This is a genomic window from Comamonas testosteroni TK102, assembly GCF_000739375.1.
GTDB lineage: Bacteria > Pseudomonadota > Gammaproteobacteria > Burkholderiales > Burkholderiaceae_C > Comamonas > Comamonas brasiliensis.
Window position 1 is genome coordinate 123,171 of record NZ_CP006704.1, and the last position, 24,311, is coordinate 147,481.

Sequence of the window (24,311 nt, forward strand, 5' to 3'; positions counted from 1 at the left end):
CAAGACGCGTAAGGCGTTTGTCCGGGCCCTGATGGGCATCGCTTTGCTGGCCGCCGTTGTCTATTTCGCCAACCCCGTTCAGCTCTGGGGTCGGCTGCAGCAGGCCAACCCCTGGTGGCTGCTGGGAGGCTTCGGGATTTCCATCGCCTCCAATGTCGTCTCGGCATGGCGCTGGCGTGCCATGGCGCGGTGGCTGGGGGCCCAGATGCCGGTGGCTTCGAGCATGCGCTGGTACTTTCAGGCCATCGGCCTGAATGTGTTGCTGCCCGGCGCTGTGGTGGGCGGTGATGTCTATCGCGCTATAGCGCTGCAGAAGACCGGGCAGGCCAAGGCGGCCAGCAATCTCTCGGTGATTCTCGATAGGGTCAGCGGCCTGTGGATGCTGTGCGCGATCGGAGGTCTGGGTGCGGTGGCTTGCGCTTCCACGCTGGCTCCCTGGGTGCGCCTGAATACCGCTCTCTTCATCACGCTGCTGCTTGCCGTCACCGTGATCTGGCTGCTGCTGCCCTGGGCCTTGCTGCAGGGTCTGCGCAGCAACTGGTTCAAGCTGCCTGGCGCTTGGCTGGAGCCTGTGCGCATGGCGGCCGACAGCCCCGACTTTCTGTCCCAGCTTTGGCTGCAAGCCGCATCCTCGGCCCTGGTGCAGTTGCTGTCCGCCGCAGCGCTGGCCTGTGGTGCCATGGCTCTGGGCCTGCATTTGCCGCCGGCTGCCTGGGGCTTCGTCATCGCCCCCATATTCCTGATGGCGGCACTGCCTGTGAGTGTGGGCGGCTGGGGCACCCGTGAAGCCGCAGCCGTTGCAGCGCTGGCTCCGTTCGGCGTGCCTGCGGTTCTGGCCGTCGGGGTCGGCCTCTTGTATGGTGTCTTTGCGCTGGGCCAGGGGGCTCTGGGAGCCCTGGCCCTGGGCTTGCCGGGCAGGGCTCAGGACTGAGCCGATGCGGGAGCCCGGGCTTCCAGTCTGCAGATACCGCCCCAGAGCACGGCCAGGCTGAAGATGTAGAACATGTTGCCGCTGTTGTGCGCAAAGAATACCTGGGTCCAGCCAAAGCCGAAGTAGGCCAGTGGCAGCAGGGTGGCTGCTGCACGCAGAGCCAGCAGCCTGGGGCGATGAGCCGCATCGGCACGTGCCAGACGGCGCGGCGTGGGCCAGAAAATGGCGGCAGGCACGGCATAGAACGCCAGCAGCAGGATCAGACCTGGCAGCCCGCGCTTGACCCACATGTCCAGGATTTCGTTGTGCGCATGCCCATACTCCATGACCGAGGGATGGGCCAGGCCTTGATCGACCATCTGCTTCTTGGCCGCAGGGTAGCCGGCCAGTCCCCAGCCGCTGAAGGGACGCTGCTCGATCAGATGAATCGCAAGGCGCCATTGCTCCAGGCGCTGGCCGACCGAGGTCACCGCATATTTCTGGGGGTCCTGCAGATACTGTGAGACTTCCCGGGCGGCTTCGGTGCTGCGCTGTTCCAGCTTTTGGTAGGCAGGCACTGCCACGATCAGCCCCAGCATGAGCATTGCTGCCGCAGCCAGGCTGGCCAGACGCTTGTAGCCGTTGAGCCAGGCCATCAGCCAGATGGCCGCGATCAGCAGCGGTATCACGACCCAGGAGCCGCGGGAGTCGGAAAGAAAGGACGCAAAGACACCGCATGCACCCAGCAGGCCCAGGGCAGCGGCGCGGGACTTGCTCCAGCGGCCCAGCACGGCCAGCGACAAGGTGGCAAAACCCAGGTACATGGCGATGCCGCCATACTGGATGGCGTTGGTAAAGCCGGTTACACGCGGCATCTTGAGCACGCCGGCCTGGTACACGGCAATGGCCAGGGCGCCTGCGCAGCCCAGAGCCAGGCCCTAGACAATGGCCGGGAGCCGGACACCCGATTTGCTCAGATACCAGAGGCTGAGAGCGGCCAAGGCATATTTCGCGCCGTAGCCCCAGCCTGCCGCCGAGAACCAGCGATCAAAGGACAGGCTCCAGAGCAGTCCCAGCACCAGCATCAGCCCCACCAGCACCAAGGTTTCACGCCGAGCAAGGCCTTTGGGGCGAGCAGCGACGGAACCGGCCAGAGCCAGAAGAGCCAGGGCCGTGGATCCGTAGGAATAGCCCGAAGGCACGCAAAGGCTCAGTGCAAAGAATGCAAAGCAGGCGGCATCCAGGGCATGAGAAAGGGCAGCCGCCCGCTTGCCGGGCTGGCCGGGTTGAGGCGCGACGGATGTAGGCTCATTCATAGTTGTAATCGGGTTCTTCTGCGAGGCAGCGGGCTTCAACCTACACTGCAGGTCTTGTGTTCGGTGCAGAAGTGTATGTCGTCATTACCCATTGTCTTTATCAATTTGTCCAAGGACGCGGAGCGTCGCGAGCGCATGACTGAGCAGTTCGCGCAAATGGGGCTGGCGGCATCGCGCTTGCCTGCCGTGTGGTGGGCGGATCTGTCGCCGGCCGAGCAAAGACATTACTTCTGTGCCCCTCAAAGCCATGGTCGCTACTTCAAACCCCTGAGCAACGGAGAGAAGGGCTGCTACGCCAGCCATCTGCGGTCATGGCAGCAGCTATTGGATGGCGATGCGCCTGCCATGGTGGTCTTCGAGGACGATGTGCGGCTTCTGCCGGATTTGCCCCAGGCGCTGGCGGCGATCGAAGCCCTGCCCGCCGATGGCAGCTGGGACATGATCAAGCTCTATGGGCGCGAGCCGGAAAAGATAGCCAACCAGGGGCCGCTGGTAGAAGGGTCTTTGCAGCTGATCTCCTATCAGCGGGTGCCTAGCTTTGCCGCTGGTTACGTCATCAGCCGCTCCGGTGCCCGCAAGATGCTGGAGGCGCGTGTTCCCTTCGACCGGCCGGTGGATGTGGATATCCGCTTCTGGTTTGAAAACGACCTGCGTGTTTACGGTGTCTATCCCTCGGTCATTGCCCTGGACGACACCAGTGAGGTCAGCAGCATCTGGGCCCAGCAGGCAGCACCGACGAGCCGCCTGCAGAAAATGCGCAAATTCAAGATGAAGCTGGCATTGAACTGGGGCAATCTCCGGGCCGCAAAACCTCAGGTCTCGGCGGTGCTCAAGCCTTGACCGGCAGCAGTCCTTGATATTGGCCCCACATCTGCTCGCGTCCATAGTGGCTGAGTGCATGAGCACGCGCCGCCGAGCCCAGGTGCTGGGCCAGGGCAGGGTCCTGGAGCAGTCTTTGCAGTGCGTCCGCCATGGAGCCGGGGTCTGACTCCTGCACCCGCAGGCCGTTCACCTCGGGGGTGACGACTTCCCGGGCTCCGATGACGTCGGAGACGACGCAGGCACAGCCTGCAGCCATGCCCTCCACCAGCGCCAGAGGCATGCCTTCCCAATGTGTCGCCAGAACAAAGATCTGCGTCCTGGACAGTCGCTGGGGCAGGTCCGAGACATTGCCCAGGAAGCGAACCTGCTGCTCAAGTCCGAGCTCGGCCACCAGCCGCTCGGCTCTGGCCCTGAGCGAACTCTTGCCTGCGCCGGCCAGATAGAGTGTTGGAGTCAGGCCGCGCTGCCTGAGAGCGGCCATGGCCCTGATCAGCGTGTCGTGATCCTTCTGGCGCGCAAAGCGTGAAGCCATGTAAATCGCCGGCTCGCGCTCCTGCCAGTGCTGGGGCATGGCCTCTTGGGCAAAGCGCGTCAGATCGATGCCGTTGCAGATGGCAATGCATTTTTCGGCCGGGAAACCCCGCTCGACCAGGCTGGTCCTGACGCCTTCGGAGACGCCGATATGGGCCTGGGTGAACGGCTCCAGCGCCAGGGCCTGGCGCAGACGACGCGGCGTGTAGCGCTCGCGCGAGTTGTGTTCCACATGAAAGATATGCGCCACGCCTTCGGCCGCGGCCGCGCGACGGCCCCAGATATGGTCGCTGAAACCATGCGCGAACATCGCATCGGGCTTGAACGCGCAAATGATCTTGCGCAGCTCCCAGACGGTGAGCGCATGCAGCCAGTTGGACACCACGACGACCTGAAGGCCTTGCTGGCGCAGGACCTCGATCTTGCGTTCATCCGTGCTGGGCTTGCGGCGCAGCACCAGCAGAACCTCATGGCCGGGCGTGCGCAGCGCGGCCAGGCTCAGGTCCACGGCGACCTGGGTGGCGCCGGAGAAGCCTCCGGTAACAAAGTGAAGAATGCGCATGGCTCGCTATCGTGGCTCGCAAATGAAAAAAGCATCTGGTCGTTCGCTGGAGCGACCAGATGCCTTGGGGCTCGGGGGAATCAATGCCCGCCGGCAAACACCTCGCCGGCCTTGAGGCGGTAGGTCGTGCCGCAATAAGGGCACTTGGCGTCGCCGGTCTTGGCCACATCCAGGTAGACCTTGGGGTGGCTGTTCCACAGCTTCATATCGGCCTTGGGGCTGGGGCAGAACACGCCTCCCTGGGCATTCAGGTCTTTGGCGGCCAGTTCGACGACGGCGTTCGTGGTCATTTCTCGTGTCTTTCGTGTTTTCAACAATGAAGCATGGCCGGCAATGCGGGCGCAACTGAGGTCAGAAGCACCGAGCAGGGGCCATCCCTGAGCGACGATGCGCCTCCCAAGGGGGAAGCGGAAAGCCGCTCAGGGGAATTCACACTCTGGTGAGCCAGTGTGCGTATTTGGGGTTGCGGCCGTTGACGATGTCGAAATAGGCCGTCTGGATTTTCTCGGTAATCGGGCCGCGGCGGCCTTCGCCGATCTGTATGCGGTCCACTTCGCGGATGGGCGTGACTTCCGCGGCGGTGCCGGTGAAGAACAGCTCGTCCGAGATGTACAACTCGTCACGGGTGATGCGCTTTTGCACCACTTCCAGGCCGAGGTCCTTGCAGATGTGCAGCACGGTGTTGCGGGTGATGCCGTTGAGTGCGCCGGCGGACAGGTCGGGGGTGTAGATCACGCCATCCTTGATCACAAAGATGTTTTCGCCCGATCCTTCGGAGACAAAGCCCGATGCGTCCAGCAGGATGGCCTCGTCGTAGCCGTCGTCCAGAGCCTCGGTATTGGCCAGGATGGAGTTGGTGTAGTTGCTCACCGCCTTGGCCTGGCTCATGGTGATGTTCACATGGTGGCGGGTGAAGCTGGAAATCTTGGTGCGGATGCCGCGCTGCATGCCTTCCTCGCCCAGATAGGCGCCCCAGGCCCAGGCCGCCACCATCAGATGGATGGTATTGCCCTTGGGCGAGACACCCAGCTTGCGGTCGCCAATCCAGGTCAGCGGGCGCAGATAGCAGGATTTGAGGCCGTTGGCCCTGACCACCTCGACCTGGGCCTGATTGACCTGCTCCTGGCTGAACGGGATCTGCATGCGCAGGATCTTGGCACTGTTGAACAGGCGCTTGGTGTGCTCTTCAAGGCGGAAGATGGCCGTGCCTTGCTCGGTTTCGTAGGCGCGCACGCCTTCAAAGGCGCCGCAGCCATAGTGCAGCGTGTGGGTCAGCACATGGATCTTGGCATCGCGCCACTCCACCAGCTGGCCATCCATCCAGATCTTTCCGTCGCGGTCGGACATCGAGGGAACAACAGGGCTCATAAAACCATCCTCTATGGGTTGTGTGTTCGGCGGGCGCTGCTGCCGGATAGGCGGCAGCGCTTGTCTCCTGAAGCTGCCATTTTAGGGGGAGGTCGACTCCGATGTCCGGGCTGTTGCTTGCGCAGCAGTCGGGTTCAGTTCTTCCTTGGGCTCGGGACGCTGCAGCTCCCATTTCATGAGACGGCCGGCGACGAACTCGCAGGTCACATGGGACTGCGAGCCATCGGTCCAGCGGTAGATCTCGGGGCTCTGGCCTTCTTCGGACAGGCGCTGGCCCAGGGAGCGGGTCATGGCCACCACATGGACCAGCGGGACCTTGGGCTTGAGCTTGGCATTGAGCATCACGGCGCTGCCCACATAGCCGATAGGCCGGTCCGACGCCTTCTTCATGATGGTCATCAGGCGCGTGAAGTGCAGCAGCCCCCACATGAGGATGCCGCCTGCCACGGCCGCCACGCCAGGCCAGCCCGCAGAGTTGTAGGCCGCGATCATCAGCACGATCAAGCCCAGGGGAACCAAAATATTGCGCAAATTCATGGGCTTATTGTCTTACGAGGGTATGGGTTTGAGGTTGCGGACAGTGCGTATGCCCGCACAGGCCGCTGTGACCAAGGGGTTTTCAAAAACAGTAGCTGCATGCGTATTTCAATCAACGATTTCAGATCATTTATTAGCTGATATCGATGACTGAAAGGCGCAAGCAGCTATCAAAATACATCAGCCAATGCCGCGCACGATGTTGATGGCCTCATCCACGCGCTCCACGGCATGAATGGTCAGGCCGGCGATGGGCTTCTTGGGAGCATTGGCCTTGGGAACCACGGCGATAGTGAATCCCAACTTTGCCGCCTCCTTGAGTCGCTCCTGACCGCGCGGTGCGGGGCGCACCTCGCCGGCCAGACCGACCTCGCCAAACGCGATAAAGCCCTTGGGCAGCGACTTGCCGCGCAGGCTGGAAGTGATTGCCAACATCACCGCCAGGTCGGCTGCCGGCTCGTTGATGCGCACGCCGCCCACGGCGTTGACGAAGACATCCTGGTCGGCGCAGGCCACGCCCGCATGGCGGTTGAGCACGGCCAGCAGCATGGCCAGCCGGTCGCGGTCCAGGCCGACCGAGAGGCGACGCGCAGCCGGACCGCCCTGGTCCACCAGGGCCTGGATCTCCACCAGCATGGGGCGCGTGCCCTCCAGCGTCACCAGCACGCAGCTGCCGGGCACGGGCTCGCTGTGCTGGCTCAGAAAGATGGCGCTGGGGTTGGTCACGCCCTTGAGGCCTTTTTCCGTCATCGCGAAGACACCGATCTCGTTGACGGCACCGAAGCGGTTCTTGATGGCGCGCACCAGGCGGAAGTTGCTGTGCGTGTCGCCTTCGAAATAGAGCACCGTGTCCACCATGTGCTCGAGCACGCGCGGGCCTGCCAGCGCGCCGTCCTTGGTCACATGGCCTACCAGAATGATGGTGATGCCCGTGGTCTTGGCCGCACGCGTGAGATGGGCCGCGCATTCGCGCACCTGGGCCACGGAGCCTGGAGCCGAGGAGAGCTGATCCGAATATACGGTCTGGATCGAGTCGATGACCACCACGGCGGGCTGGGTGGCCTCCACGGTGGCCAGGATTTTCTCGAGCTGGATCTCGGCCAGCACATTGACCTGGCTGTTGTCCAGCCCGAGCCGGCGCGAGCGCAGCGCCACCTGGGCACCGCTTTCCTCGCCCGTCACATAGAGCGTGGGCAGGCCGATACGGTGCAATGCATCCATGGCCTGCAAAAGAAGTGTGGACTTACCTATACCAGGGTCGCCGCCGATCAGCACCACGCCGCCTTCGACCACGCCGCCGCCAAGTACCCGGTCCAGCTCCTCGATGCCGCTGGGCGTGCGTGCCACATCCTGGGCCTCGATGGCCGACAGCGGGGTGACGGGCTGGGCATTGGCCAGACCTGCATAGCCCTGGGGCTGGCTCAGGCGGTTCTTGCCGCCCGAGGCGGAGTCGGCCACGGTCTCGACCAGGCTGTTCCAGGCGCCGCAGCCCGGGCATTTGCCCAGCCAGCGCGGGCTGGTGCCGCCACAGGCGTTGCAGGTGAAAGTGGTTTTCTCTTTGGCCATGGGCGGCAACTATACCGACTGGCCCGGGCCGCAAATGCTGCCGCCCATGCGGAGCGGGCGACAAATTTCAGAGCCAGTAACCATGAAAAGCGCGCGTTTATATAACTGCTCCGCATGACAGGCCGATTTAGGCTACAATTGCGCCATCGACACAGCAGCTGCTGTTGAGAAACAAATTACCGCGCGATGGAGCAGTCTGGTAGCTCGTTGGGCTCATAACCCAAAGGTCGGAGGTTCAAATCCTTCTCGCGCAACCAACAAAAAAGCCTTCTGGAAACAGAAGGCTTTTTTCGTGGTGCTCGCACTCAAACAGGCACATCCCACAAAGAGATGCCGAGCAGGTGCCGCCTCGCGGCCCCGCCGCCCCGGCGAAGGCATCGCCCCCTCCGTTGGCGCGAAGCGTGTGGAGAGAGGGGCGCCCGGCGAGGGGCGCCCGGCCAGGGGCGCCCGGCCAGGGGAGGCGCAAAGCGCCTCAGGGGCTGCTTATGGATACAGGCCGCGTGCTTCGCGGGCGTGGAGAATGCGCTTGCAGGCCACGATGAAGGTGGCGGTGCGCAGCGTCACCTTGTGCTCCTGGGCCACGGCCCAGACGCCGGCAAAGGCTTCCTGCATGATGCGCACGAGGCGGGCGTTGATCTCGTCCTCGGTCCAGAAGAAGCTGGAGAAGTCCTGCACCCACTCGAAATAGCTCACGGTCACGCCGCCGGCGTTGGCAATCACGTCGGGCAGAACCAGCACGCCTTTTTCGTTGAGGATGTCGTCGGCCTCGGGTGTGGTGGGGCCGTTGGCGCCTTCGATCACCAGCTTGGCCTTGATCTGGCCTGCGTTGTCCTTGGTGATCTGGCCTTCCAGCGCCGCGGGGATCAGGATGTCGCAATCCACGCCCCAGAAGTCGGCTGCATCCATGGCCTCGGCGCCGGCAAAGCCGCCCACGCCGCCGGTGTTGCCCACATGCTCCAGCAAGGCCGCCACATCCAGACCGTTGGCGTTGCGGATGGTGCCCGTATGGTCCTGCACGGCCACGACCTTGGCGCCGGCGTCGGCAAACAGCTTGCCTGCCGTGCCGCCCACATTGCCGAAGCCCTGCACGGCCACGCGTGCGCCCTGCACATTGAGGCCAGTCAGCTTGGCCGCTTCCACACCCACGGTGAACACGCCGCGGCCCGTGGCCTCGACGCGACCCAGCGAACCGCCCAGGTCCACGGGCTTGCCCGTGACCACGCCGGTGGCCGTGGCACCCGTATTCATGGAGTAGGTGTCCATCATCCAGGCCATGACCTGGCCGTTGGTGTTCACGTCAGGTGCCGGAATGTCCTTGGTGGGGCCGATCAGCAGACCGATCTCGCTGGTGTAGCGGCGGGTCAGGCGTTCAAGTTCTGCCTTGGACAGCTGGCGCGGATCGACGCGGATGCCGCCCTTGGCGCCGCCGTAGGGCACGTTCACGGCTGCATTCTTGATGCTCATCCAGGCCGACAGGGCCATCACCTCGGACAGCGTCACATCCTGGTGGAAGCGCACACCGCCCTTGCCAGGACCGCGGCTCAGGTTGTGCTGCACGCGGTAGCCCTCGAAGTGAGCGATGCGGCCATCGTCCATCTCGATGGGCACGTCGACGATCAGGATGCGCTTGGGGCGCTTGAGCGTTTCCACCCAGCGGGCCAGCGAGCCCAGATAGGGGGTGACACGGTCGACCTGTTGCAGATAAATGCCCCAGGGACCGAGATGATCGGGGTTGAGGTAGGAAGGCAGAGCATGCGCTGTGGACAGCGCTGAAGAGTCTTTGGCTTGCATGATGAAGGCCTAGTTGACTGAGTGGAGCAAGGTCGTTGTAAGCCCTTGCTGTCCGGGATTCACAGTGTGCGCGCGCCGAATTTTCCTGTCCAAGGCTTCTTGTTTGAGATGCTATGCGTTTTGTGCATAACCATCGGAAAGCCGCTCTGGATGAGCGCCAGGTGCCCGATGAGTGGCGTGGGGACAGGAAATTTGCCATCATTGCCGCCATGTCTGAAAACCAAGATTGCCAAAGCGGCTGGTGCGGCCCTGCACCGTTTGCGAATACCCCGCCCATAGGCCTGGCGCCCGAGCTGCAGACGCAGGACGAGGTGCTGCCCGACTGGAAGACGCTGTGGCCCGGATTGCCCGAAGACAGCTATGCCACGGCCGATGCGCTGTGGTGGTCGCGCAAGCTGGGCGCGGCCCAGGCCCGGGGCGCCGACGTGGCAGCGCTGATGGGCGAGGCCGCCGATGCCCGTGCCGTGCAGAGCGCGCTGGCGCGCAGCTGGAACTGGTGGCCCGCCGATCGCGCGCCGCGCTACTGGAAGTCCGGTGGGCCGGGGCGCAATGCCGCGCTGCTGCATGTGCCGCTGCCCGAGGACGGCATTCGCCAGGGCTTGAATCCGGTGCCTGCACCCGCCACCGTCTTCAATCTGCGCAATGCCGAGGCCGAGATCGCCTTGCGCATAGGCCGGGAGGTCAGCGCAGAGCAGGCCGCAGCCCTCGATTACGACAGCGCGCTGGCGCTGGTGGACGCCGTGTGCGTGGCCGTGGAATGGGTGGATGTGCGCTGGCGCGACGGCACCAAGGCCCCGGCCCTGGCCCTGCTGGCCGACGGCCAGTGCCATGGCGGACTGGCGCTGGGCGAGTGGCAGAGCGCTTCCATCATCGCCGGCCGCGACTGGGCGCGGCAGCTGTGCACGGTGACCGTGAATGGCGGCTCGCCGCAGCGCTTTACCGGAACGCACAGCCTGGGCGATCCGGCCTGGCTGCTGGTGGACTGGCTGCAGCATGTGGTGCGCGAATACGGCAGCGTGCCTGCCGGCACCGTGGTGACGACGGGAACCTGGTGCGGCTGCATGCCGCTACAGGCTGGCGATCGCTTCGAGATGGAGTTCGAAGGCCTGGGCGGACTGGGCTGGCAGTTCTGATCTATTCAGGTGGAATAAAAAGGGAGCTGCTGCCGCTTGTAAATAAATGATTTCAGATGCTTTTCATTCTGAAAATCATTGAGCACATGCGGTAGCAGCTCTTTTTATGAGAGCGAAGCGCTAGCGCCGGTGGCCTATTGCCGATGGCTGCAGGCGCTGTCCGTGTCACCGGACCTGGATGTGATCCAGCCCCGGTGCGCCGGGCGGATATTTCAGTTCCAGATTGCCCAGCACCTCGCGCAGCACCGTGGCCACCATCAGATTGCGGTGGGTCTTGGAGTCGGCGGGGACAATGGTCCAGGGCGCCCATGGCGTGTGCGTGGCAGCCAGCAGCCGGCCATAGGCCTGCTGGTAGTCGTCCCACTGAGCGCGCACCTTGAGGTCGTTCTCGTCGAACTTCCAGTGCTTGCAGGGGTCGTCCAGCCGCTGCTGCAGCCGCTCGCGCTGTTCGTCCTTGCTGATGTGCAGCATGAACTTGACGATCACCGTGCCGGTCTCGCTGAGCATGCGCTCGAAGTCGTTGATCTGTGCATAGCGCTGGGTCTGCTGCTCGGGCGTGAGCCAGCCGTTGACCACGGGCACCAGCACATCCTCGTACTGGCTGCGGTTGAAGAGCACGATCTCGCCCGCCCCCGGCGTCTGCTGGTGGATGCGCCACAGGTAGTCGTGGGACTTCTCGACGTCGGTGGGCGCCTTCCAGCCCACGGAGCGCACGCCCAGCGGCGACATGCGACCGAAGACAGCGCGCAGCGTGCCGTCCTTGCCGGCAGCGTCCATGCCCTGCAGTATGACCAGCAGCTTGAAGCGCCGGTCGGCATAGAACAGGTTCTGCAGCGCGTCCAGCTCCTCGGCCAGGGCTTCGACGCTGGCCTTGTCCTGGGCCTTGCTGCCGCCCGAGAAGGGCTTGGCGCCGGGATCGAACCCGGCCAGCTCGCAGCGTCCGGCCTTAACGGCAGCGGCGCCCGGTTGCAGCGCCTTCCAGCGTTCGCGCAGCGCGGCATCGCTGCTGGTGAAGATCGATTGCGGCATGGGCGGCGTCCTCCCTGGTGTGACGAGGTGCCCAGCCTAGCGCATGGCCGGCGGCAGCTCAAGCGGCGGCCGGCCCGCACGGGCGTGGCGCATTCAGTCCATGTGGATGCCGCGCTCGTTGATCAGTCGTGTCCAGCGCCGGCTTTCGGTCTGCAGGTGACGCGCCGCCTCCTCGGGCGTGGAGCCCACGACCTCGGCGCCTATGGCCTGGAAGCGCTCGATCACGTCGGGCTGCTTCATGGCGGCCACAAAGGTCTGGTTGAGCTTCTTCACGATGGCCGGCGGCGTGCCGGCGGGCATGAAGGCGGCGAACCAGGGCGAGACTTCATAGCCCTTGATGCCGGCTTCCTCCATGGTGGGTACGTCGGGCATGCTGGTCGAGCGCCTGGCCGTGGTCACGGCCAGCGCGCGCAGCTTGCCCGACTGGATGTGGGGACGCGCCGAGGTGATGGAGTCGAACATGTAGTTGACCTGGCCGCCCAGCAGGTCGGAGACGGCGGGGCCCGATCCCTTGTAGGGGATGTGCAGCATGTCCACGCCCGCCAGCGAGGTGAAGACTTCGCCGGCCAGGTGGATGGAGGTGCCGTTGCCGGCCGAGGCATAGGTCAGCTTGCCCGGCGCGGCCTTGGCCGCGGCCACCACGTCGGCCACGCTCTTGATCTGGGGCTGGGTGGCGTTGGTGACCAGGATGTTGGGCACCACGGCCAGCACGCCCACGGGTGCGAAGTCCTTGATCGGGTCATAGCTGAGCTTGCGGTACAGCGGCTTGTTGGTGGCCATGCCGATGGAGGTGATCATCAGCGTGTAGCCGTCGGCCGGGGACTTGGCCACGAAGTCGGCGCCGATGTTGCCGCCCGCGCCGGGGCGGTTCTCGATGACGAAGGGCTGGCCCAGCGTGCGTGCGGCCTTCTCGCCCAGGGTGCGGGCGATGGCATCCATGGCGCCGCCCGGCGGAAAGGGCACGATCCAGCGAATGGGTTTGCTGGGCCAGTTGGCCTCGGGCGTCTGGGCATGGGCGGCGGGTGCCAGGGCGCCCAGGCCGAGGACGGCGGGCAGGGCGGCGAGGGTGCAGAGAAGGCGGCGTTGCATGGTGGATGTCTCCTGAAGATGAATGTTGTAGTTGGTGCGGTGTCAGCGGGCTGGGGGGGCAGGCGCAGACAAGGGGGCGGATGAAGGTGCGGCGGCGAGGTCGATGTGTGTGGGTTGCAGGCCCTGGCGCGCGCGGTCGAAGCGGTCGAGCTGGGCCGGATCCACTTCCACGCCCAGCCCGGGGCCGTCGGGCAACTGCAGGGCGAAGTCGGCAATCGGCATGCGCTCGGCCACGATGTCGTCCACCAGCAGCTGGGGGCCGAACAGTTCGCAGTTGTGGTGGCGCCCGCCCAGCGTGGCGAACACATGGGCCGAGGCGGCCGAGCCTATCGAGGTCTCGAGCATGGTGCCGCCGTACCAGCCGATGTCGGCGGCCTGGGCGATGGCGGCGATCTGGCGCGTACGCAGCAGGCCGCCGTGCTTGGCGACCTTGAGCGAAAACACATGGCAGGCCTGCTCGCGCGCCAGGCGCATGGCGTCGTGCGGCGTGCAAACGCTCTCATCGGCCATGACCAGGGCCGTGGACGGCAGCGTGGCCGTGAGCTCGCGCAGCGCGGGCACATTCCACTGGGCCACGGGCTGCTCGATGAGGCTGACGCCGGCCTCGATCATGGGCGGCAGAAAGCGCCGCGCGGTGGCACCGTCCCAGGCCTGATTCACGTCCACGGTCAGCGTGGCGCGGCCCTGCAGGCCGCGCGCGATCTGGCTCACATGGGCCAGATCAGCCTCGGGCGTTCGGGCACCGATCTTGAGCTTGAAGATGCGGTGGCGGCCCTGGTCCAGACGCAGCTGGGCCTCGGCCAGGTCGCGTTCCACATCGCCGCTGGCCAGCGTCCAGGCCAGGGGCAGGCTGTCGTGCTGCTTGCCGCCCAGCAGTTGCCACACGGGAACCTGCAGGCTGCGCGCCACGGCGTCGAGCAAGGCCATTTCCACGGCGCTCTTGGCAAAGGCATTGCCGCGACAGGCCAGGTCCATGCGAGCCAGACAAGCCTCGATGCGCGCGCCGTCCTGGCCCGCGAGGGCCGGGGCCAGATGGTTGGTGATGGCGTGGTGGATGCTCTCGGGCGACTCCTCGTTCCACGACGGGCCGCCGATGGTGGCTGCCTCGCCGAAGCCCGTGGCGCCGTTGCGCAGCCACAGCTGGACGATGACCGGGCTTTGGCGGTTGATGGCGCCGAACGACAGCTTGTGCGGGCGTATGGTGGGAATGTCCAGGATGCGCGCGGTAATGCGTTCGATGGGGAAGCTGGTGGTCATGGGCAAGAGGCCGCGAGGGCGGAAGGCGTTGGAGCGGGCAGCTGCATGGCTGCGATGGTCGCCAGCGTAAATCCATGAATGCCGTTGATCTACTGAATTATTTTTGAGGTATTGTTCGATGGCATCGATGTATCTACCTGGAAGTCGCCCATGGAACTGCGCCAGCTGCGCTACTTTGTCGACATTGCCAAGACCGAGCACCTGACGACCTCGGCGCGCAACCTGTTCGTGACCCAGTCCACGCTGTCGCACGGCCTGCGCCAGCTGGAGGAGGAGCTGGGCATGGTGCTGTTCGAGCGCATAGGCCGTGGGCTCAAGCTCTCGCAGGCCGGCGTGGTGTTCCGCAACTATGCCGAGCGCGCACTGCACGAGATCGAGGCCGGGCGCATGGCGCTGGCCGATCTCAGCGAGCTGCAGACCGGCGCCCTTACGCTGGGCGTGATCCCCACCTTTCTCAACACCCTGGTCGCACCGGCCGTGGCGGCCTTCACGCGAGCCTATCCCAAGGTCAACGTGGTGGTGCGCGAGCTGCTGGCGCCGCCCGTGGAGGCCGGCCTGCTCGATGGTAGCCTGGACCTGGGCGTGAGCTTTCATCCGCCGCAGCGCACCGAACTCGAGGCCCTGCCGCTGTTCGACGAACGCATGATGCTGCTGGTCAATCCCTCGCATGCGCTGGCCGGGCGGCGCACGCTGGCGGTCAAGTCGCTGGCCGACGTGCCGCTGGCGCTGCTGCCGCGCAGCTTCTACACGCGCGGTCTGATCGACAATGGCCTGCGCGACGCGGGCGTCACGCCCAGCCTGCGTGTGGAAATGGGCTCGGTGGAATCGCTGATCGCGCTGTGCCGCTGGGGCGACATGGCCACCATCGTGCCCGAGCGCGCGGCCCAGCAGGCCAGCGATATGGTGGCGATACACCTGGTGGGCCCGCAACTGGTGCGCACGGCCGGACTGCTGTGGCGTCGCGGCAGCCATTACAGCGCCGCGGCGCGCGAGTTCGCGGCGCTGCTGGCGCCCGCGGCGCGCGCCAGCCTGGGGCGAGAAGCCTAGTGCCGCGCGCCGGGCTCAGCGGCCCGCGGGCTGCCTGGCCATGAGTTCCACAAAGCGCCGCGTGGCCAGGCCCTGGGGGCGCTCCTTGGACCAGACCCAGTCCACAAACAAGGCCGTGCCGTTGCTGAGATTGAGCACGGGAATCTCCATCAGCGCGCCGCTGCCGATATGCGATTCCACCAGGCCCTTGGGCAGCCAGCCCCAGGCCAGGCCCGCAGCGATCAGCGACAGCGCTGCCTGGTGACTGTCCGTGCGCCAGAGCTGGCGCGCAAACACAAAGCGCGGATCGGTCTGCTGCGGGTCGCGGCTGGCCACCAGCACCTGGCGTGTGGCGGCCAGTTGCTCCACCGTGAGCTGCGGCGCTGCGGAGCGGCCCGGACCATGCTCGGCCAGCGCCTGCTGCCAGGGCTCGAACTGCGGCGACATCACGGCCACCAGTGTCTCGCGGCCCATTTCCTGGAAACCCTCGCGCCCGTCCATGGCTGGCCGTTCGAACACCAGGGCCAGATGGGCGCGGCCCGCATGCAAGAGCTCCAGCGCATCGACCTGGGGCGCTGCGAGCACCTCGATGGGCAGGGCCGGAAATTCATGCACCAGCTGGTGCAGCGGCTCGCTCCAGTGCGTGGCCAGCAGCTCGGGGGCGATGGCCAGCGTCAGCCGCTCTTCCAGCCCTGCGTGCAGGCTCTGGGCCTGCCAGTTCAGCAACTGCAGCTGCTCGGCCAGCAGGCGCGCCTGGGGCTCTAGTGCGCGGGCCGCAGCGCTTGGCACGGGCTCGCGCCCGCTGCGGTCGAACAGCTGCAGATCCAGCTCGGCCTCCAGCTGGGCAATGGCCATGCTGACGGCCGAGGGCACACGCCCCAGCTTGCGTGCAGCTGCCGAAAAGGAGCCGGCATCGAGCACGGCAAGAAACAGCGGGACCTGGTCGGCGCTAAAGGGCATGGTGTCGATCTGTCAGAAAAATTGATAGGAACTGACTTTTATCTTCAATTTCCAGAACATACACTGCAGCCCATGTCTCAACAAGCCTCAGCGATGGCATCCGCTTCCTCCTCTGCCGCGTCTCTCAAAAATACCGCCGCCTTTGCGGCCCCCAGCAAAGCCACGGGCCTTCAAGGCCCCAAGCGCCGCATCCTCTACGTGGGCTTGTACGAAACCATTGCCATCATCGTCTCCAGCCTGATCTTCATGGCCATCGGCCAGAAGGCCAGCGATTCCGGCGTCATGGCCGTGGCCGCCTCGGTGATCGCGATCTGCTGGAATCTGAGCTTCAACCACCTGTTCGAGAAATGGGAAGCGCGCCAGAGCGTCAAGGGCCGTTCCCTGATGCGCCGTGTGGTGCATGCCATCGGTTTCGAAGGCGGCATCGCCGCCATGCTGATCCCCTTGATGGCCTGGTGGTTCGCCATCTCGCTGTGGGAAGCCGCTGTCATGGAAGCCGGCCTGCTGGTGTTCTTCATGGTCTACACCTTTGCCTTCAACTGGGCGTTCGACCGCATCTTCGGCCTGCCGGCTTCGGCGCAGGCGGTGGCGGCCTGACCCCGGCCTGACCTGCCTGTGACGCTTGCCCGGCAAGTGTGAGCAGCCATGAAAAAGCGTGTTCCCGCCTGGCAGGAACACGCTTTTTTTTGGGGCTGATGCAGCGATCAGCGAAGAATGCTGAGCATGGCCTGCAGCACAAAGGCGTTGATGATGTCGATGAAGAAGGCGCCGACCAGGGGCACGATCAGAAAGGCCTTGTGCGAAGGGCCGTACTGGTTGGTGATGGCCTGCATATTGGCCACGGCCGTGGGCGTGGCACCCATGCCGAAGCCGCAGTGGCCGGCGGCCAGCACGGCGGCGTCGTAGTTGCGGCCCATGATGCGGAAGGTCACGAAGGCCGCATACAGCGTCATGACGATGGCCTGTGCGGCCAGAATGACCATCAGCGGGCCGGCCAGATCGGTCAGCTCCCACAGCTTGAGCGACAGCAGCGCGATGGCCAGATACATGGACAACGAGGCATTGCCGAAGACGTCGATGGCGCGGTCGAAGACCTTGAAGCCGAACATGTAGTCCAGCACGTTGCGGATGATCACGCCGCCGCCCAGCGCCCAGACAAAGGTAGGCAGCTGGATGACCGTTCCCATGGTCAGGCCGGTCATGAATTCGGCAAAGGCCAGGCAACCCGCGAAGAGGGCCAGCGTCTCCACCGCCGCATCGGCCGTGATCAGGCGCGGAGCCTTGTTGGGCGACTCGAAGTTGGCGACCTCGCTGCCTTCGCTCACGGTGGGCGCATCGGCGCGCAGCTGTTCGGACTCGGTCAGTGGCTGGGCCAGCTGATGGCGCGTGATCAGCCGCTTGGCCAGCGGGCCGCCCACCAGGCCGCCGATGATCAGGCCGAAAGTGGCGCAGGCAATGCCCAGGGTGGTGGCTCCCGTGAGGCCGTATTGGTTTTCGAGCACCGAGCCCCAGGCTCCGGCTGTACCGTGACCGCCCACCAGCGTGATGGAGCCCGCGACCAGGCCGATCAGCGGATCCAGTCCCAGCACGGACGCCAGACTCACGCCCACGATGTTCTGCATGATGATGAAGACGGCAATCACACCCAGGAAGAGGAACAGCGCCGAGCCACCCTCGCGCAGCTTGGCGAAGTTCGCGCTCAGGCCGATGGAGGAGAAGAACACCAGCATGAACGCCGACTGCAGGCTGCCTTCGAAGCTCAGCGCCAGTCCCGTGGTCTGATGCAGCATGAAGATGATGGCCGCCACGACCAGGCCACCGGATACCGGCTCGGGAATATTGAAGTCGCGCAGAAAGCGGATATGTCTTGTCATGAGCTTGCCAAGCATGAGCACAAGCACGGCCATGATGAGGGTGTAGTACGCGCCGAAGGTCACGTTCATGAAGATCTCCTGGGTGTTCCATGCGATGGCCGAACGGCCTGCCCGGTCAGGGCTGGCAATCGGCTGTGCATGGCTGAGCACATGGACCGGACATTTGCTGTCGATGGTGCCAAAGACTCAAAGATAGGGGCTGTAGGTGCTTGTCCACTCATGGCCGGCGGCCCGTCGGTGCGGGCTGGCTGAGAGCAGGAAAGCGATGTGCGCCATTCCTTGCGGATGTGCACCATGCCACGAATATGCTTGAAACGAGATGGCTGCATTCGTTTTTTGCGAAATTACCTTTTGCCGTGCTCCTGTTTTTGGGGTGCGGAAAGTCGAATCTGCTATAGCCATCCGCAAGCAGCGCGCTTCGGCCGCCAATGGGCAAAGTGCCTTGAAGCCCTGATTGCCCGGCCTCGCCGTAGAATGTCGGGCTTCACCCCCGAGGAGCGCTGCAGCCGGTCATCCCAGAGATGTTTGACCCGTCAGGCTCGGGGTGGCAGATCCGGTTGGCGATCTGCCCGTACCCACAACGGCGCTCACCTGTTCTCGATTCTGTTTCTGGTTTTCACACAGGTGAGCTGATGTCCGCTGCTACCCCTTCCACCGCCATTCCTCCCATGCGCCTGTCGGGCCTGGAGCCCGTCTTCATCGGCGATGAGACGCTGTTCGTCAACGTGGGCGAGCGCACCAACGTCACCGGCTCCAAGGCCTTTGCGCGCCTGATCCTGAACGAGCAGTACGAGGAAGCGCTGGCCGTGGCGCGCCAGCAGGTGGAAAATGGCGCCCAGGTGATCGATGTGAACATGGACGAGGCCATGCTGGACAGCAAGGCCGCCATGGTGCGCTTTCTGAACCTGATCGCCTCCGAGCCCGATATCGCCAAGGTGCCGGTGATGGTGGACAGCTCCAAGTGGGACGTGATCGAGGCCGGCCTGCGCTGCCTGCAGGGCAAGGGCATCGTCAACTCGATCTCCATGAAGGAGGGCGTCGAGGAGTTCAAGAAGCACGCCAAGCTGGTCAAGCGCTATGGCGCTGCCGCCGTGGTGATGGCGTTTGACGAAAAAGGCCAGGCCGACACCTTTGCGCGCAAGATCGAGATCTGCGAACGCGCCTACCGCATTCTGGTCGACGAAGTGGGCTTCCCGCCCGAGGACATCATCTTCGACCCCAATATCTTTGCGGTGGCCACCGGCATCGAAGAGCACAACAACTACGGCGTCGATTTCATCGAGGCCGTGCGCTGGATCAAGCAGAACCTGCCCGGTGCCAAGGTCTCGGGCGGCGTCTCCAACGTGAGCTTCTCCTTCCGCGGCAACGACCCCGTGCGCGAGGCCATCCACACCGTGTTCCTCTATCACGCGATCGGGGCTGGCATGGACATGGGCATCGTCAATGCCGGCATGGTCGGTGTGTATGACGACCTGGAGCCGCAGCTGCGCGAACGCGTGGAGGATGTGGTGCTCAACCGCCGCCCCGATGCGGCCGAGCGTCTGCTGGAGATCGCCGACAGCGCCAAGGGCGCGGCCAAGGACGACAGCAAGAAGCTCGAGTGGCGCGGCACGCCCGAGGCACCGAAGACCGTGGGCGAGCGTCTGTCGCATGCCTTGGTGCACGGCATCACCGACTTCATCACCGAAGACACCGAAGAGGCCTACCAGCAGATCGTGGTGCAGGGCGGCGGCCGCCCGCTGCACGTGATCGAAGGCCCGCTCATGGACGGCATGAATATCGTCGGCGACCTGTTCGGTGCCGGCAAGATGTTCCTGCCCCAGGTGGTCAAGTCCGCGCGCGTGATGAAGCAGGCCGTGGCCCACCTGGTGCCTTATATCGAGGAAGAGAAGCGCCAGCAGGAAGCGGCGGGCCTGGACGTGACCAGCAAGGGCAAGATCGTCATCGCCACCGTCAAGGGTGATGTGCACGACATCGGCAAGAACATCGTCACCGTGGTCCTGCAGTGCAATAACTTCGAGGTCATCAACATGGGCGTGATGGTCCCCTGCCACGAGATCCTGGCCAGGGCCAAGGCCGAGGGTGCGGACATCATCGGCCTGTCGGGCCTGATCACTCCCAGTCTCGAGGAGATGCAGTATGTGGCCGGCGAGATGGACAAGGACGACTACTTCCGCATCAAGAAGATTCCGCTGCTGATCGGCGGTGCGACCTGCTCGCGCGTGCATACGGCCGTGAAGATTGCGCCCAAGTACGACGGCCCCGTGGTCTATGTGCCCGACGCCTCGCGTTCGGTCAGCGTGGCGCAGAGCCTGCTGGGCGAAGGCAAGCAGGCCTATCTGGACGAGCTGAGCGCCGACTACGACAGGGTGCGCACCCAGCATGCCAACAAGAAGAAGACGCCGCTGTGGACGCTGGAGCAGGCCCGCGCCAATGCTGCCGTGGTGAACCATGCCCCCGTGGTGCCGCGCACCCTGGGCCGCCGCGTCTTCAAGAACTTCGACCTTGCCGAAATTGCCCAGTACATCGATTGGGGCCCGTTCTTCCAGACCTGGGATCTGGCGGGGCCCTACCCGGCCATCCTCGACGATGAGGTCGTGGGCGTGGAAGCGCGCAAAGTGCTGGCCGATGCCAAGCTCATGCTGCAGAAGATCATCGACGGCCGCTGGCTGCAGGCCAATGGCGTGATGGGCCTGTTCCCGGCCAATCGCGTGGGCGACGACATCGTGTTCTACACCGACGAATCACGCAGCCAGGTGCTGACCACCTGGTACGGCATGCGCCAGCAGACCGAAAAACAGGCCGTGGACGGCCCGGATGGACGGCCCGTGATGCGCCCCAGCCGCTGCCTGGCCGATTTTGTGGCCACCAAGGAGTCGGGCATTGCCGACTATGCCGGCCTGTTTGCCGTGACAGCCGGTATCGGCGCCGAAAAGAAGGACAAGGAATTCGAAGCTGCGCTGGACGACTACAGCGGCATCATGTTCAAGGCCCTGGCCGACCGCCTGGCCGAAGCCTTTGCCGAATGCCTGCACCAGCGCGTGCGCAAGGATCTCTGGGGCTATGCCGAAGACGAGGACCTGAGCAACGAGGAACTCATCAAGGAAGCCTACAAGGGCATTCGCCCCGCGCCCGGCTACCCTGCCTGCCCCGATCACACGGCCAAGATCGACCTGTTCAAGGCGCTGCAGGCCGATGAGATCGGCATGACGCTGACCGAGAGCCTGGCCATGAACCCGGCATCCAGCGTGAGCGGCTATTACATTGGCAACCCCGAAGCGGCCTACTTCAACGTGGGCCAGATCGGCGAAGACCAGCTCGCCGATATGGCCCGGCGACGTGCGATGGATATCGAGGAGCTGCGCCGCTATCTGGCGCCAAACCTGGGCTGAACGCTGGCTGCCCCTGTGCTTGCCATTTGGGGCAAGGCCGCGACTTAAAGCTGCACTGCAAATCTTCCATGTAGAGAAAGGCGTGCATCACCACAGTCGGTAGCAGTCGGTGTCTTGCAGCCGGGTCATTGCAATGACCCGGCTCAAACAATTACTTTCCTGCCGATGTCACGGGCAGTTCGGAAGGAGGCGTGGGCTGGCCTTCCTTTTCGGTCGTGCGATCGAATACCAGGCTTTTGCCGAACACCAGTTGAACCCAGGTCGGGTAGGTGTACGCCGTCCCCTTGTTGTGGTCGATGATGGCACCAATACCGCCGCCAAGAATGATGTTCCCGAACATGCCGCCGTTGGCGCGGGAGATGGCCCTCGCTGTGGCGTCTGGATTGTCCGCTTGCTTGCAGACGATATCGAGATCTTTGCTGGAGCGGCGCACCTGAACAGTATCGCCAGACTTCACCGAGACGGTTCCATAGTCATTGGTGAGCTTGCACTCGGCATTGGTGATCAAAGTATTGTTTTCCCCCTTCGTTTCGACCTTCATCGGATGGGTGCTGTCGTTGACGACAGAAGCGCAGCCGACTACGCCGGTGCAAGCCAGGACAATGGCAATTCTTTGGAACATGGCAATGAGAAAGAAAGTGAATCTACAAGTGTAACAAAATGAACATTTGTGTTTCGCTCGCCTCAGCTCATAGCTGCAGGGGGGCGCGAGTGCCACTCGGCTTATTTGCTGTCCCGCTGTGATTCGCGATCATTTGAGGGGGGGACGCGGTTCAAGGTATAGCGAGCCGTTGCTGGAGGTTTATCGTGCGCACAGGGGCGCAGGAAGAGCCCATGCGACAAGGACACAGGACAAAGTGGCGTATCCGAAGTTCAGTTGAGTCGCTGAACGGATCAGTCCGGCTGAATGCTCAGCCAGCCATGACATTGCCCTGCAAAGCACTGCAAGTTGATTGATGGCAGAGTCGAGCTAGGCTACCTCTTGAGCACAGGTGCGAGCGTGGCACGCAGCCGGTCGCCGGGCTCCTCGGCCTCGGTTGCACGGATTTCCAGCGAGCGCTCCACCATGCCTATATGTTCCAGCAGCAGTGCCTTGGCACCCTCGGTGTCGCCGCGTTCCAGGGCGGCCACGATGCGCTCGTGCTCGGCGCAGGACTGGCTGGCGCTGTGCGTGGACTGATAGAGCGTGGCAGCCAGGGTGGTGCGTGCCGTCAGATCGCGCAGCGTGTCGGCCAGCAGCCGGTGTCCCATCTGTTCGGCCAGGCAGACATGGAAATCCGCAAGCAGGAAGGCGCGTGTGGCGCTGTCCGCCCCGGCGATGGCTTTCTGCTCCTGGGCGATATGGCGGCGCAGTCTGGTGATGACGCGCTGCAGCGGCTTGCCGGCCTCCTGCAATATGCCGGTCTCGATGATCCGCCGGGCTGAGAACGCGTCCATGGCCTCGGCAGCCGAAGGCTGGACCACGTACCAGCCCCTGCGGGCCTGGACCTGGACAAAGCCGCGAGCCTGCAGCTGCATCAGCGCCTCGCGCACCACGGTGCGGCTGACGTCGAAGTTGTTGGCCAGCTCCTGCTCTCCCAGCCGTTCGCCGGGTGCCAGTTTCTGGGCCAGGATGGCTTCGACGACGCGTTCCGCGATGTGCTGTGGAGAGGCAGGAGTCATTGCTTGGTTCAGTGGCTGGAGTGAGGGATGGGGACGATGACAGGCGGCACCATAGCAGATGCAGGCTCTTCGTCCTCGGTTCGTGGCTCAGCTCTGCCGTCAAGTACCGCATGGGCACGTTCGCGGTCGATGTCGCCTTCCCAGGCGGCGATGGCCACGGTGGCCACGCAGTTGCCGATCAGATTGCCCAGAGCGCGTGCAATGCCCATGAACCAGTCCACCGACAGCACCAGCACCAGGCCGATCGCAGGGATGGCGGGGATGGCATGCAGGGTGGCGGCCAGCACCACGATGGCCGAGCCCGGTACGCCGTGCGCGCCCTTGGAGGTCACCAGCGCGATGGCCAGAATGGTCAGCAGGTCGGACATGCTGATGGGGGTGTTGGTGGCCTGGGCGATGAAGACCGCTGCCAGCGTGATGTAGATGGAGAACGCGTCCAGGTTGAACGAGTAGCCGGTGGGAATCACCAGGCCCACGGTGGAGTCGCGCACACCCATGTTGCGCAGCTTGGCCATGATCTGTGGCAGCACGCTGTCGGACGAGGTGGTCGCGAAGACGATGGTCAGTTCCTCGCGCAGATAGCGCAGCAGCTTGATCAGGCTGAAGCCCGACAGGCGCATCACCAGGCCCAGCACCACGAACACGAAGATCAGCACCGAGACGTAGAACAGCGCCACCAGCATGCCCAGCTGCTTGAGCGAGCCTATGCCGTACTGGCCCACGGTAAAGGCGATGGCGCCCAGCACGCCCAGCGGTGCCAGCTTGATGATGATGCCCATGACCTTGAACAGGGCCATGGACAAGGCGTCCACCAGATCGGAGACGGGCTTGCCGCGCTCGCCCAGCATGGTCAGCGCGCAGCCGAACAGCACGGCGAACAGCAGCACCTGCAGCACGTCGCCCTTGGCGAAGGCTTCCACCACGGTGGTGGGAATGAGCTTCATCAGGAAATCCACCGTGCCGCCGCTGGTCAGCTTGTCGGCATTGCTGGCGTAGGCCGCCATGGCCGAGGCGTCGAGCTTGCTGGTGTCCACGTTCATGCCCACGCCGGGCTCGAAGACAAAGGCCAGCACCAGGCCCATGCCCAGGGCGATGGTGGTCAGCACCTCGAAATAGATCAGGGCCTTGACGCCCACGCGACCGACGCGCTTGAGGTCGCCCGCGCCGGCAATGCCGTGCACGACCACGCAGAACACCAGTATGGGAATGATCATCTTGATGAGCTTGATGAAGCCATCGCCCAGGGGTTTGAGTTTCACGGCCCATTCAGGGGCCAGCAGTCCGGCGAGCACACCCAGTATGAGTGCGATCACCACCTGTCCGAACAGTGATCTGACAAAGCGGCGCATAGTCGTCTTTCGCAAGTTGTGGAATCTTGTATGCAAGTTGGAGAAAACTTGCATGCAAGAATGTAGGCAAGCGAAAGGCGTGCCAGCAGAGGGTATTCCTGAAGATTTGTGTCAATTCGGAGAGGATCAGCCCTGAC

The 24,311-nt window shown here is 64.3% G+C and carries 22 protein-coding genes, 1 tRNA gene and 1 riboswitch; of the genes, 7 read left to right on the forward strand and 16 right to left on the reverse strand.

From position 1 onward, the window contains the following. Window positions 1-31: 31 nt before the first annotated feature. Window positions 32-931, forward strand: coding sequence for a lysylphosphatidylglycerol synthase transmembrane domain-containing protein (locus tag O987_RS00520; protein ID WP_200879607.1), 900 nt, complete (start codon window positions 32-34; stop codon window positions 929-931). Here O987_RS00520 and O987_RS00525 read toward each other — a convergent pair. Both O987_RS00525 and O987_RS29325 read right to left on the reverse strand, forming a co-directional pair. Continuing rightward, window positions 922-1,785 carry an O-antigen ligase family protein gene (locus O987_RS00525; protein WP_235214231.1) on the reverse strand — a complete coding sequence of 288 codons (864 nt, stop codon included), beginning with the start codon at window positions 1,783-1,785 and terminating at the stop codon, window positions 922-924. The genes O987_RS00520 and O987_RS00525 overlap by 10 nt on opposite strands. 63 nt (window positions 1,786-1,848) lie before the next feature. Continuing rightward, window positions 1,849-2,226, reverse strand: coding sequence for a hypothetical protein (locus O987_RS29325; RefSeq protein WP_235214232.1), 378 nt, complete (start codon window positions 2,224-2,226; stop codon window positions 1,849-1,851). A 75-nt stretch (window positions 2,227-2,301) separates the two neighbouring features. Here O987_RS29325 and O987_RS00530 point away from each other — a divergent pair, with 75 nt between their 5' ends. Next, window positions 2,302-3,066: a glycosyltransferase family 25 protein gene (locus O987_RS00530; protein WP_043370438.1), complete on the forward strand. Its 765-nt coding sequence runs from the start codon at window positions 2,302-2,304 to the stop codon at window positions 3,064-3,066. Here O987_RS00530 and O987_RS00535 read toward each other — a convergent pair. From O987_RS00535 to radA, 5 genes are all read right to left on the reverse strand, one after another. Continuing rightward, window positions 3,056-4,141: a glycosyltransferase gene (locus O987_RS00535; RefSeq protein WP_043370439.1), complete on the reverse strand. Its 1,086-nt coding sequence runs from the start codon at window positions 4,139-4,141 to the stop codon at window positions 3,056-3,058. The two genes, O987_RS00530 and O987_RS00535, sit on opposite strands and share 11 nt — an antisense overlap. Before the next feature lie 80 nt (window positions 4,142-4,221). Further along, window positions 4,222-4,431, reverse strand: coding sequence for a zinc-finger domain-containing protein (locus O987_RS00540; protein WP_003059801.1), 210 nt, complete (start codon window positions 4,429-4,431; stop codon window positions 4,222-4,224). A gap of 139 nt (window positions 4,432-4,570) precedes the next feature. Then, on the reverse strand, window positions 4,571-5,509 hold the full coding sequence (locus O987_RS00545; RefSeq protein ID WP_003059799.1) for a branched-chain amino acid transaminase: 939 nt from the start codon (window positions 5,507-5,509) through the stop codon (window positions 4,571-4,573). Between the two features lie 81 nt (window positions 5,510-5,590). Continuing rightward, window positions 5,591-6,046 carry a hypothetical protein gene (locus O987_RS00550; RefSeq protein ID WP_003059795.1) on the reverse strand — a complete coding sequence of 152 codons (456 nt, stop codon included), beginning with the start codon at window positions 6,044-6,046 and terminating at the stop codon, window positions 5,591-5,593. Between the two features lie 180 nt (window positions 6,047-6,226). Then, a complete protein-coding gene (gene radA, locus O987_RS00555) occupies window positions 6,227-7,612 on the reverse strand; it encodes a DNA repair protein RadA (RefSeq protein WP_003059793.1) in 1,386 nt (461 codons plus the stop codon). Between the two features lie 180 nt (window positions 7,613-7,792). On the opposite strand from radA, the gene O987_RS00560 reads away from it, so the two are divergent. After that, a tRNA-Met gene (locus O987_RS00560) sits at window positions 7,793-7,869 on the forward strand. Between the two features lie 226 nt (window positions 7,870-8,095). Here O987_RS00560 and O987_RS00565 read toward each other — a convergent pair. Next, a complete protein-coding gene (locus tag O987_RS00565) occupies window positions 8,096-9,403 on the reverse strand; it encodes a Glu/Leu/Phe/Val family dehydrogenase (RefSeq protein ID WP_003059791.1) in 1,308 nt (435 codons plus the stop codon). Between the two features lie 209 nt (window positions 9,404-9,612). Here O987_RS00565 and O987_RS00570 point away from each other — a divergent pair, with 209 nt between their 5' ends. After that, the gene (locus O987_RS00570) at window positions 9,613-10,536 is read left to right on the forward strand and encodes a fumarylacetoacetate hydrolase family protein (RefSeq protein WP_029158564.1); all 924 of its coding nucleotides are present in this window, start codon (window positions 9,613-9,615) and stop codon (window positions 10,534-10,536) included. 165 nt (window positions 10,537-10,701) lie between these two features. Here the strand turns inward: O987_RS00570 and O987_RS00575 are convergent, their stop codons facing one another. The 3 genes from O987_RS00575 to O987_RS00585 all read right to left on the reverse strand — a co-directional run bounded on the left by O987_RS00575 (window position 10,702) and on the right by O987_RS00585 (window position 13,911). Further along, window positions 10,702-11,565, reverse strand: a complete 864-nt coding sequence (locus O987_RS00575; RefSeq protein ID WP_003059787.1) for a PPK2 family polyphosphate kinase — start codon at window positions 11,563-11,565, stop codon at window positions 10,702-10,704. Between the two features lie 93 nt (window positions 11,566-11,658). Beyond that, window positions 11,659-12,654: a tripartite tricarboxylate transporter substrate binding protein gene (locus O987_RS00580; protein WP_043370443.1), complete on the reverse strand. Its 996-nt coding sequence runs from the start codon at window positions 12,652-12,654 to the stop codon at window positions 11,659-11,661. A gap of 42 nt (window positions 12,655-12,696) precedes the next feature. Further along, window positions 12,697-13,911: a muconate cycloisomerase family protein gene (locus tag O987_RS00585; RefSeq protein ID WP_043370444.1), complete on the reverse strand. Its 1,215-nt coding sequence runs from the start codon at window positions 13,909-13,911 to the stop codon at window positions 12,697-12,699. A gap of 150 nt (window positions 13,912-14,061) precedes the next feature. Between O987_RS00585 and cynR the strand changes: the two genes are divergently transcribed. After that, complete coding sequence (cynR, locus tag O987_RS00590) at window positions 14,062-14,958, forward strand: transcriptional regulator CynR (protein WP_003059779.1); 897 nt, start codon at window positions 14,062-14,064, stop codon at window positions 14,956-14,958. 15 nt (window positions 14,959-14,973) lie between these two features. Here cynR and O987_RS00595 read toward each other — a convergent pair whose 3' ends face one another. Beyond that, the gene (locus O987_RS00595) at window positions 14,974-15,897 is read right to left on the reverse strand and encodes a LysR family transcriptional regulator (RefSeq protein WP_003059776.1); all 924 of its coding nucleotides are present in this window, start codon (window positions 15,895-15,897) and stop codon (window positions 14,974-14,976) included. 93 nt (window positions 15,898-15,990) lie between these two features. On the opposite strand from O987_RS00595, the gene O987_RS00600 reads away from it, so the two are divergent. Next, entirely contained in the window at window positions 15,991-16,494 is a 504-nt protein-coding gene (locus tag O987_RS00600) for a PACE efflux transporter (protein ID WP_043370445.1), read from the forward strand. A gap of 107 nt (window positions 16,495-16,601) precedes the next feature. On the opposite strand, the gene gltS is transcribed toward O987_RS00600, so the two are convergent. Then, window positions 16,602-17,840, reverse strand: coding sequence for a sodium/glutamate symporter (gene gltS / locus O987_RS00605; protein WP_003059770.1), 1,239 nt, complete (start codon window positions 17,838-17,840; stop codon window positions 16,602-16,604). Between the two features lie 417 nt (window positions 17,841-18,257). Beyond that, window positions 18,258-18,367: riboswitch (S-adenosyl-L-homocysteine riboswitch) on the forward strand. Window positions 18,368-18,403: 36 nt separating this feature from the next. Here gltS and metH point away from each other — a divergent pair. Then, complete coding sequence (gene metH, locus O987_RS00610; protein WP_003059767.1) at window positions 18,404-21,163, forward strand: methionine synthase; 2,760 nt, start codon at window positions 18,404-18,406, stop codon at window positions 21,161-21,163. A gap of 151 nt (window positions 21,164-21,314) precedes the next feature. Here metH and O987_RS00615 read toward each other — a convergent pair whose 3' ends face one another. The 3 genes from O987_RS00615 to O987_RS00625 all read right to left on the reverse strand — a co-directional run bounded on the left by O987_RS00615 (window position 21,315) and on the right by O987_RS00625 (window position 24,174). Then, a complete protein-coding gene (locus tag O987_RS00615; protein WP_043370447.1) occupies window positions 21,315-21,785 on the reverse strand; it encodes a hypothetical protein in 471 nt (156 codons plus the stop codon). A 353-nt stretch (window positions 21,786-22,138) separates the two neighbouring features. Next, complete coding sequence (locus O987_RS00620) at window positions 22,139-22,825, reverse strand: GntR family transcriptional regulator (protein WP_043370449.1); 687 nt, start codon at window positions 22,823-22,825, stop codon at window positions 22,139-22,141. An 8-nt stretch (window positions 22,826-22,833) separates the two neighbouring features. Further along, window positions 22,834-24,174 (reverse strand): C4-dicarboxylate transporter DctA, encoded by a 1,341-nt coding sequence (locus O987_RS00625; protein ID WP_003059761.1) that lies wholly within the window; start codon window positions 24,172-24,174, stop codon window positions 22,834-22,836. Window positions 24,175-24,311 lie beyond the last annotated feature (137 nt).

What these genes read in the sequence shown, in the direction of transcription:
- O987_RS00585 (WP_043370444.1), bottom strand. Translation starts at nt 13,911, where the DNA reads ATGACCACCAGCTTCCCCATCGAACGCATTACCGCGCGCATCCTGGAC.
- O987_RS00525 (WP_235214231.1), bottom strand. Translation starts at nt 1,785, where the DNA reads ATGCCGCGTGTAACCGGCTTTACCAACGCCATCCAGTATGGCGGCATC.
- metH (WP_003059767.1), top strand. Translation starts at nt 18,404, where the DNA reads ATGTCCGCTGCTACCCCTTCCACCGCCATTCCTCCCATGCGCCTGTCG.
- gltS (WP_003059770.1), bottom strand. Translation starts at nt 17,840, where the DNA reads ATGAACGTGACCTTCGGCGCGTACTACACCCTCATCATGGCCGTGCTT.
- O987_RS00520 (WP_200879607.1), top strand. Translation starts at nt 32, where the DNA reads ATGGGCATCGCTTTGCTGGCCGCCGTTGTCTATTTCGCCAACCCCGTT.
- O987_RS00535 (WP_043370439.1), bottom strand. Translation starts at nt 4,141, where the DNA reads ATGCGCATTCTTCACTTTGTTACCGGAGGCTTCTCCGGCGCCACCCAG.
- O987_RS00600 (WP_043370445.1), top strand. Translation starts at nt 15,991, where the DNA reads ATGGCATCCGCTTCCTCCTCTGCCGCGTCTCTCAAAAATACCGCCGCC.
- O987_RS00540 (WP_003059801.1), bottom strand. Translation starts at nt 4,431, where the DNA reads ATGACCACGAACGCCGTCGTCGAACTGGCCGCCAAAGACCTGAATGCC.
- O987_RS00565 (WP_003059791.1), bottom strand. Translation starts at nt 9,403, where the DNA reads ATGCAAGCCAAAGACTCTTCAGCGCTGTCCACAGCGCATGCTCTGCCT.
- O987_RS29325 (WP_235214232.1), bottom strand. Translation starts at nt 2,226, where the DNA reads ATGAATGAGCCTACATCCGTCGCGCCTCAACCCGGCCAGCCCGGCAAG.
- O987_RS00530 (WP_043370438.1), top strand. Translation starts at nt 2,302, where the DNA reads ATGTCGTCATTACCCATTGTCTTTATCAATTTGTCCAAGGACGCGGAG.
- O987_RS00550 (WP_003059795.1), bottom strand. Translation starts at nt 6,046, where the DNA reads ATGAATTTGCGCAATATTTTGGTTCCCCTGGGCTTGATCGTGCTGATG.
- radA (WP_003059793.1), bottom strand. Translation starts at nt 7,612, where the DNA reads ATGGCCAAAGAGAAAACCACTTTCACCTGCAACGCCTGTGGCGGCACC.
- O987_RS00615 (WP_043370447.1), bottom strand. Translation starts at nt 21,785, where the DNA reads ATGTTCCAAAGAATTGCCATTGTCCTGGCTTGCACCGGCGTAGTCGGC.
- O987_RS00580 (WP_043370443.1), bottom strand. Translation starts at nt 12,654, where the DNA reads ATGCAACGCCGCCTTCTCTGCACCCTCGCCGCCCTGCCCGCCGTCCTC.
- O987_RS00620 (WP_043370449.1), bottom strand. Translation starts at nt 22,825, where the DNA reads ATGACTCCTGCCTCTCCACAGCACATCGCGGAACGCGTCGTCGAAGCC.
- O987_RS00595 (WP_003059776.1), bottom strand. Translation starts at nt 15,897, where the DNA reads ATGCCCTTTAGCGCCGACCAGGTCCCGCTGTTTCTTGCCGTGCTCGAT.
- O987_RS00575 (WP_003059787.1), bottom strand. Translation starts at nt 11,565, where the DNA reads ATGCCGCAATCGATCTTCACCAGCAGCGATGCCGCGCTGCGCGAACGC.
- O987_RS00545 (WP_003059799.1), bottom strand. Translation starts at nt 5,509, where the DNA reads ATGAGCCCTGTTGTTCCCTCGATGTCCGACCGCGACGGAAAGATCTGG.
- O987_RS00570 (WP_029158564.1), top strand. Translation starts at nt 9,613, where the DNA reads ATGTCTGAAAACCAAGATTGCCAAAGCGGCTGGTGCGGCCCTGCACCG.
- O987_RS00625 (WP_003059761.1), bottom strand. Translation starts at nt 24,174, where the DNA reads ATGCGCCGCTTTGTCAGATCACTGTTCGGACAGGTGGTGATCGCACTC.
- cynR (WP_003059779.1), top strand. Translation starts at nt 14,062, where the DNA reads ATGGAACTGCGCCAGCTGCGCTACTTTGTCGACATTGCCAAGACCGAG.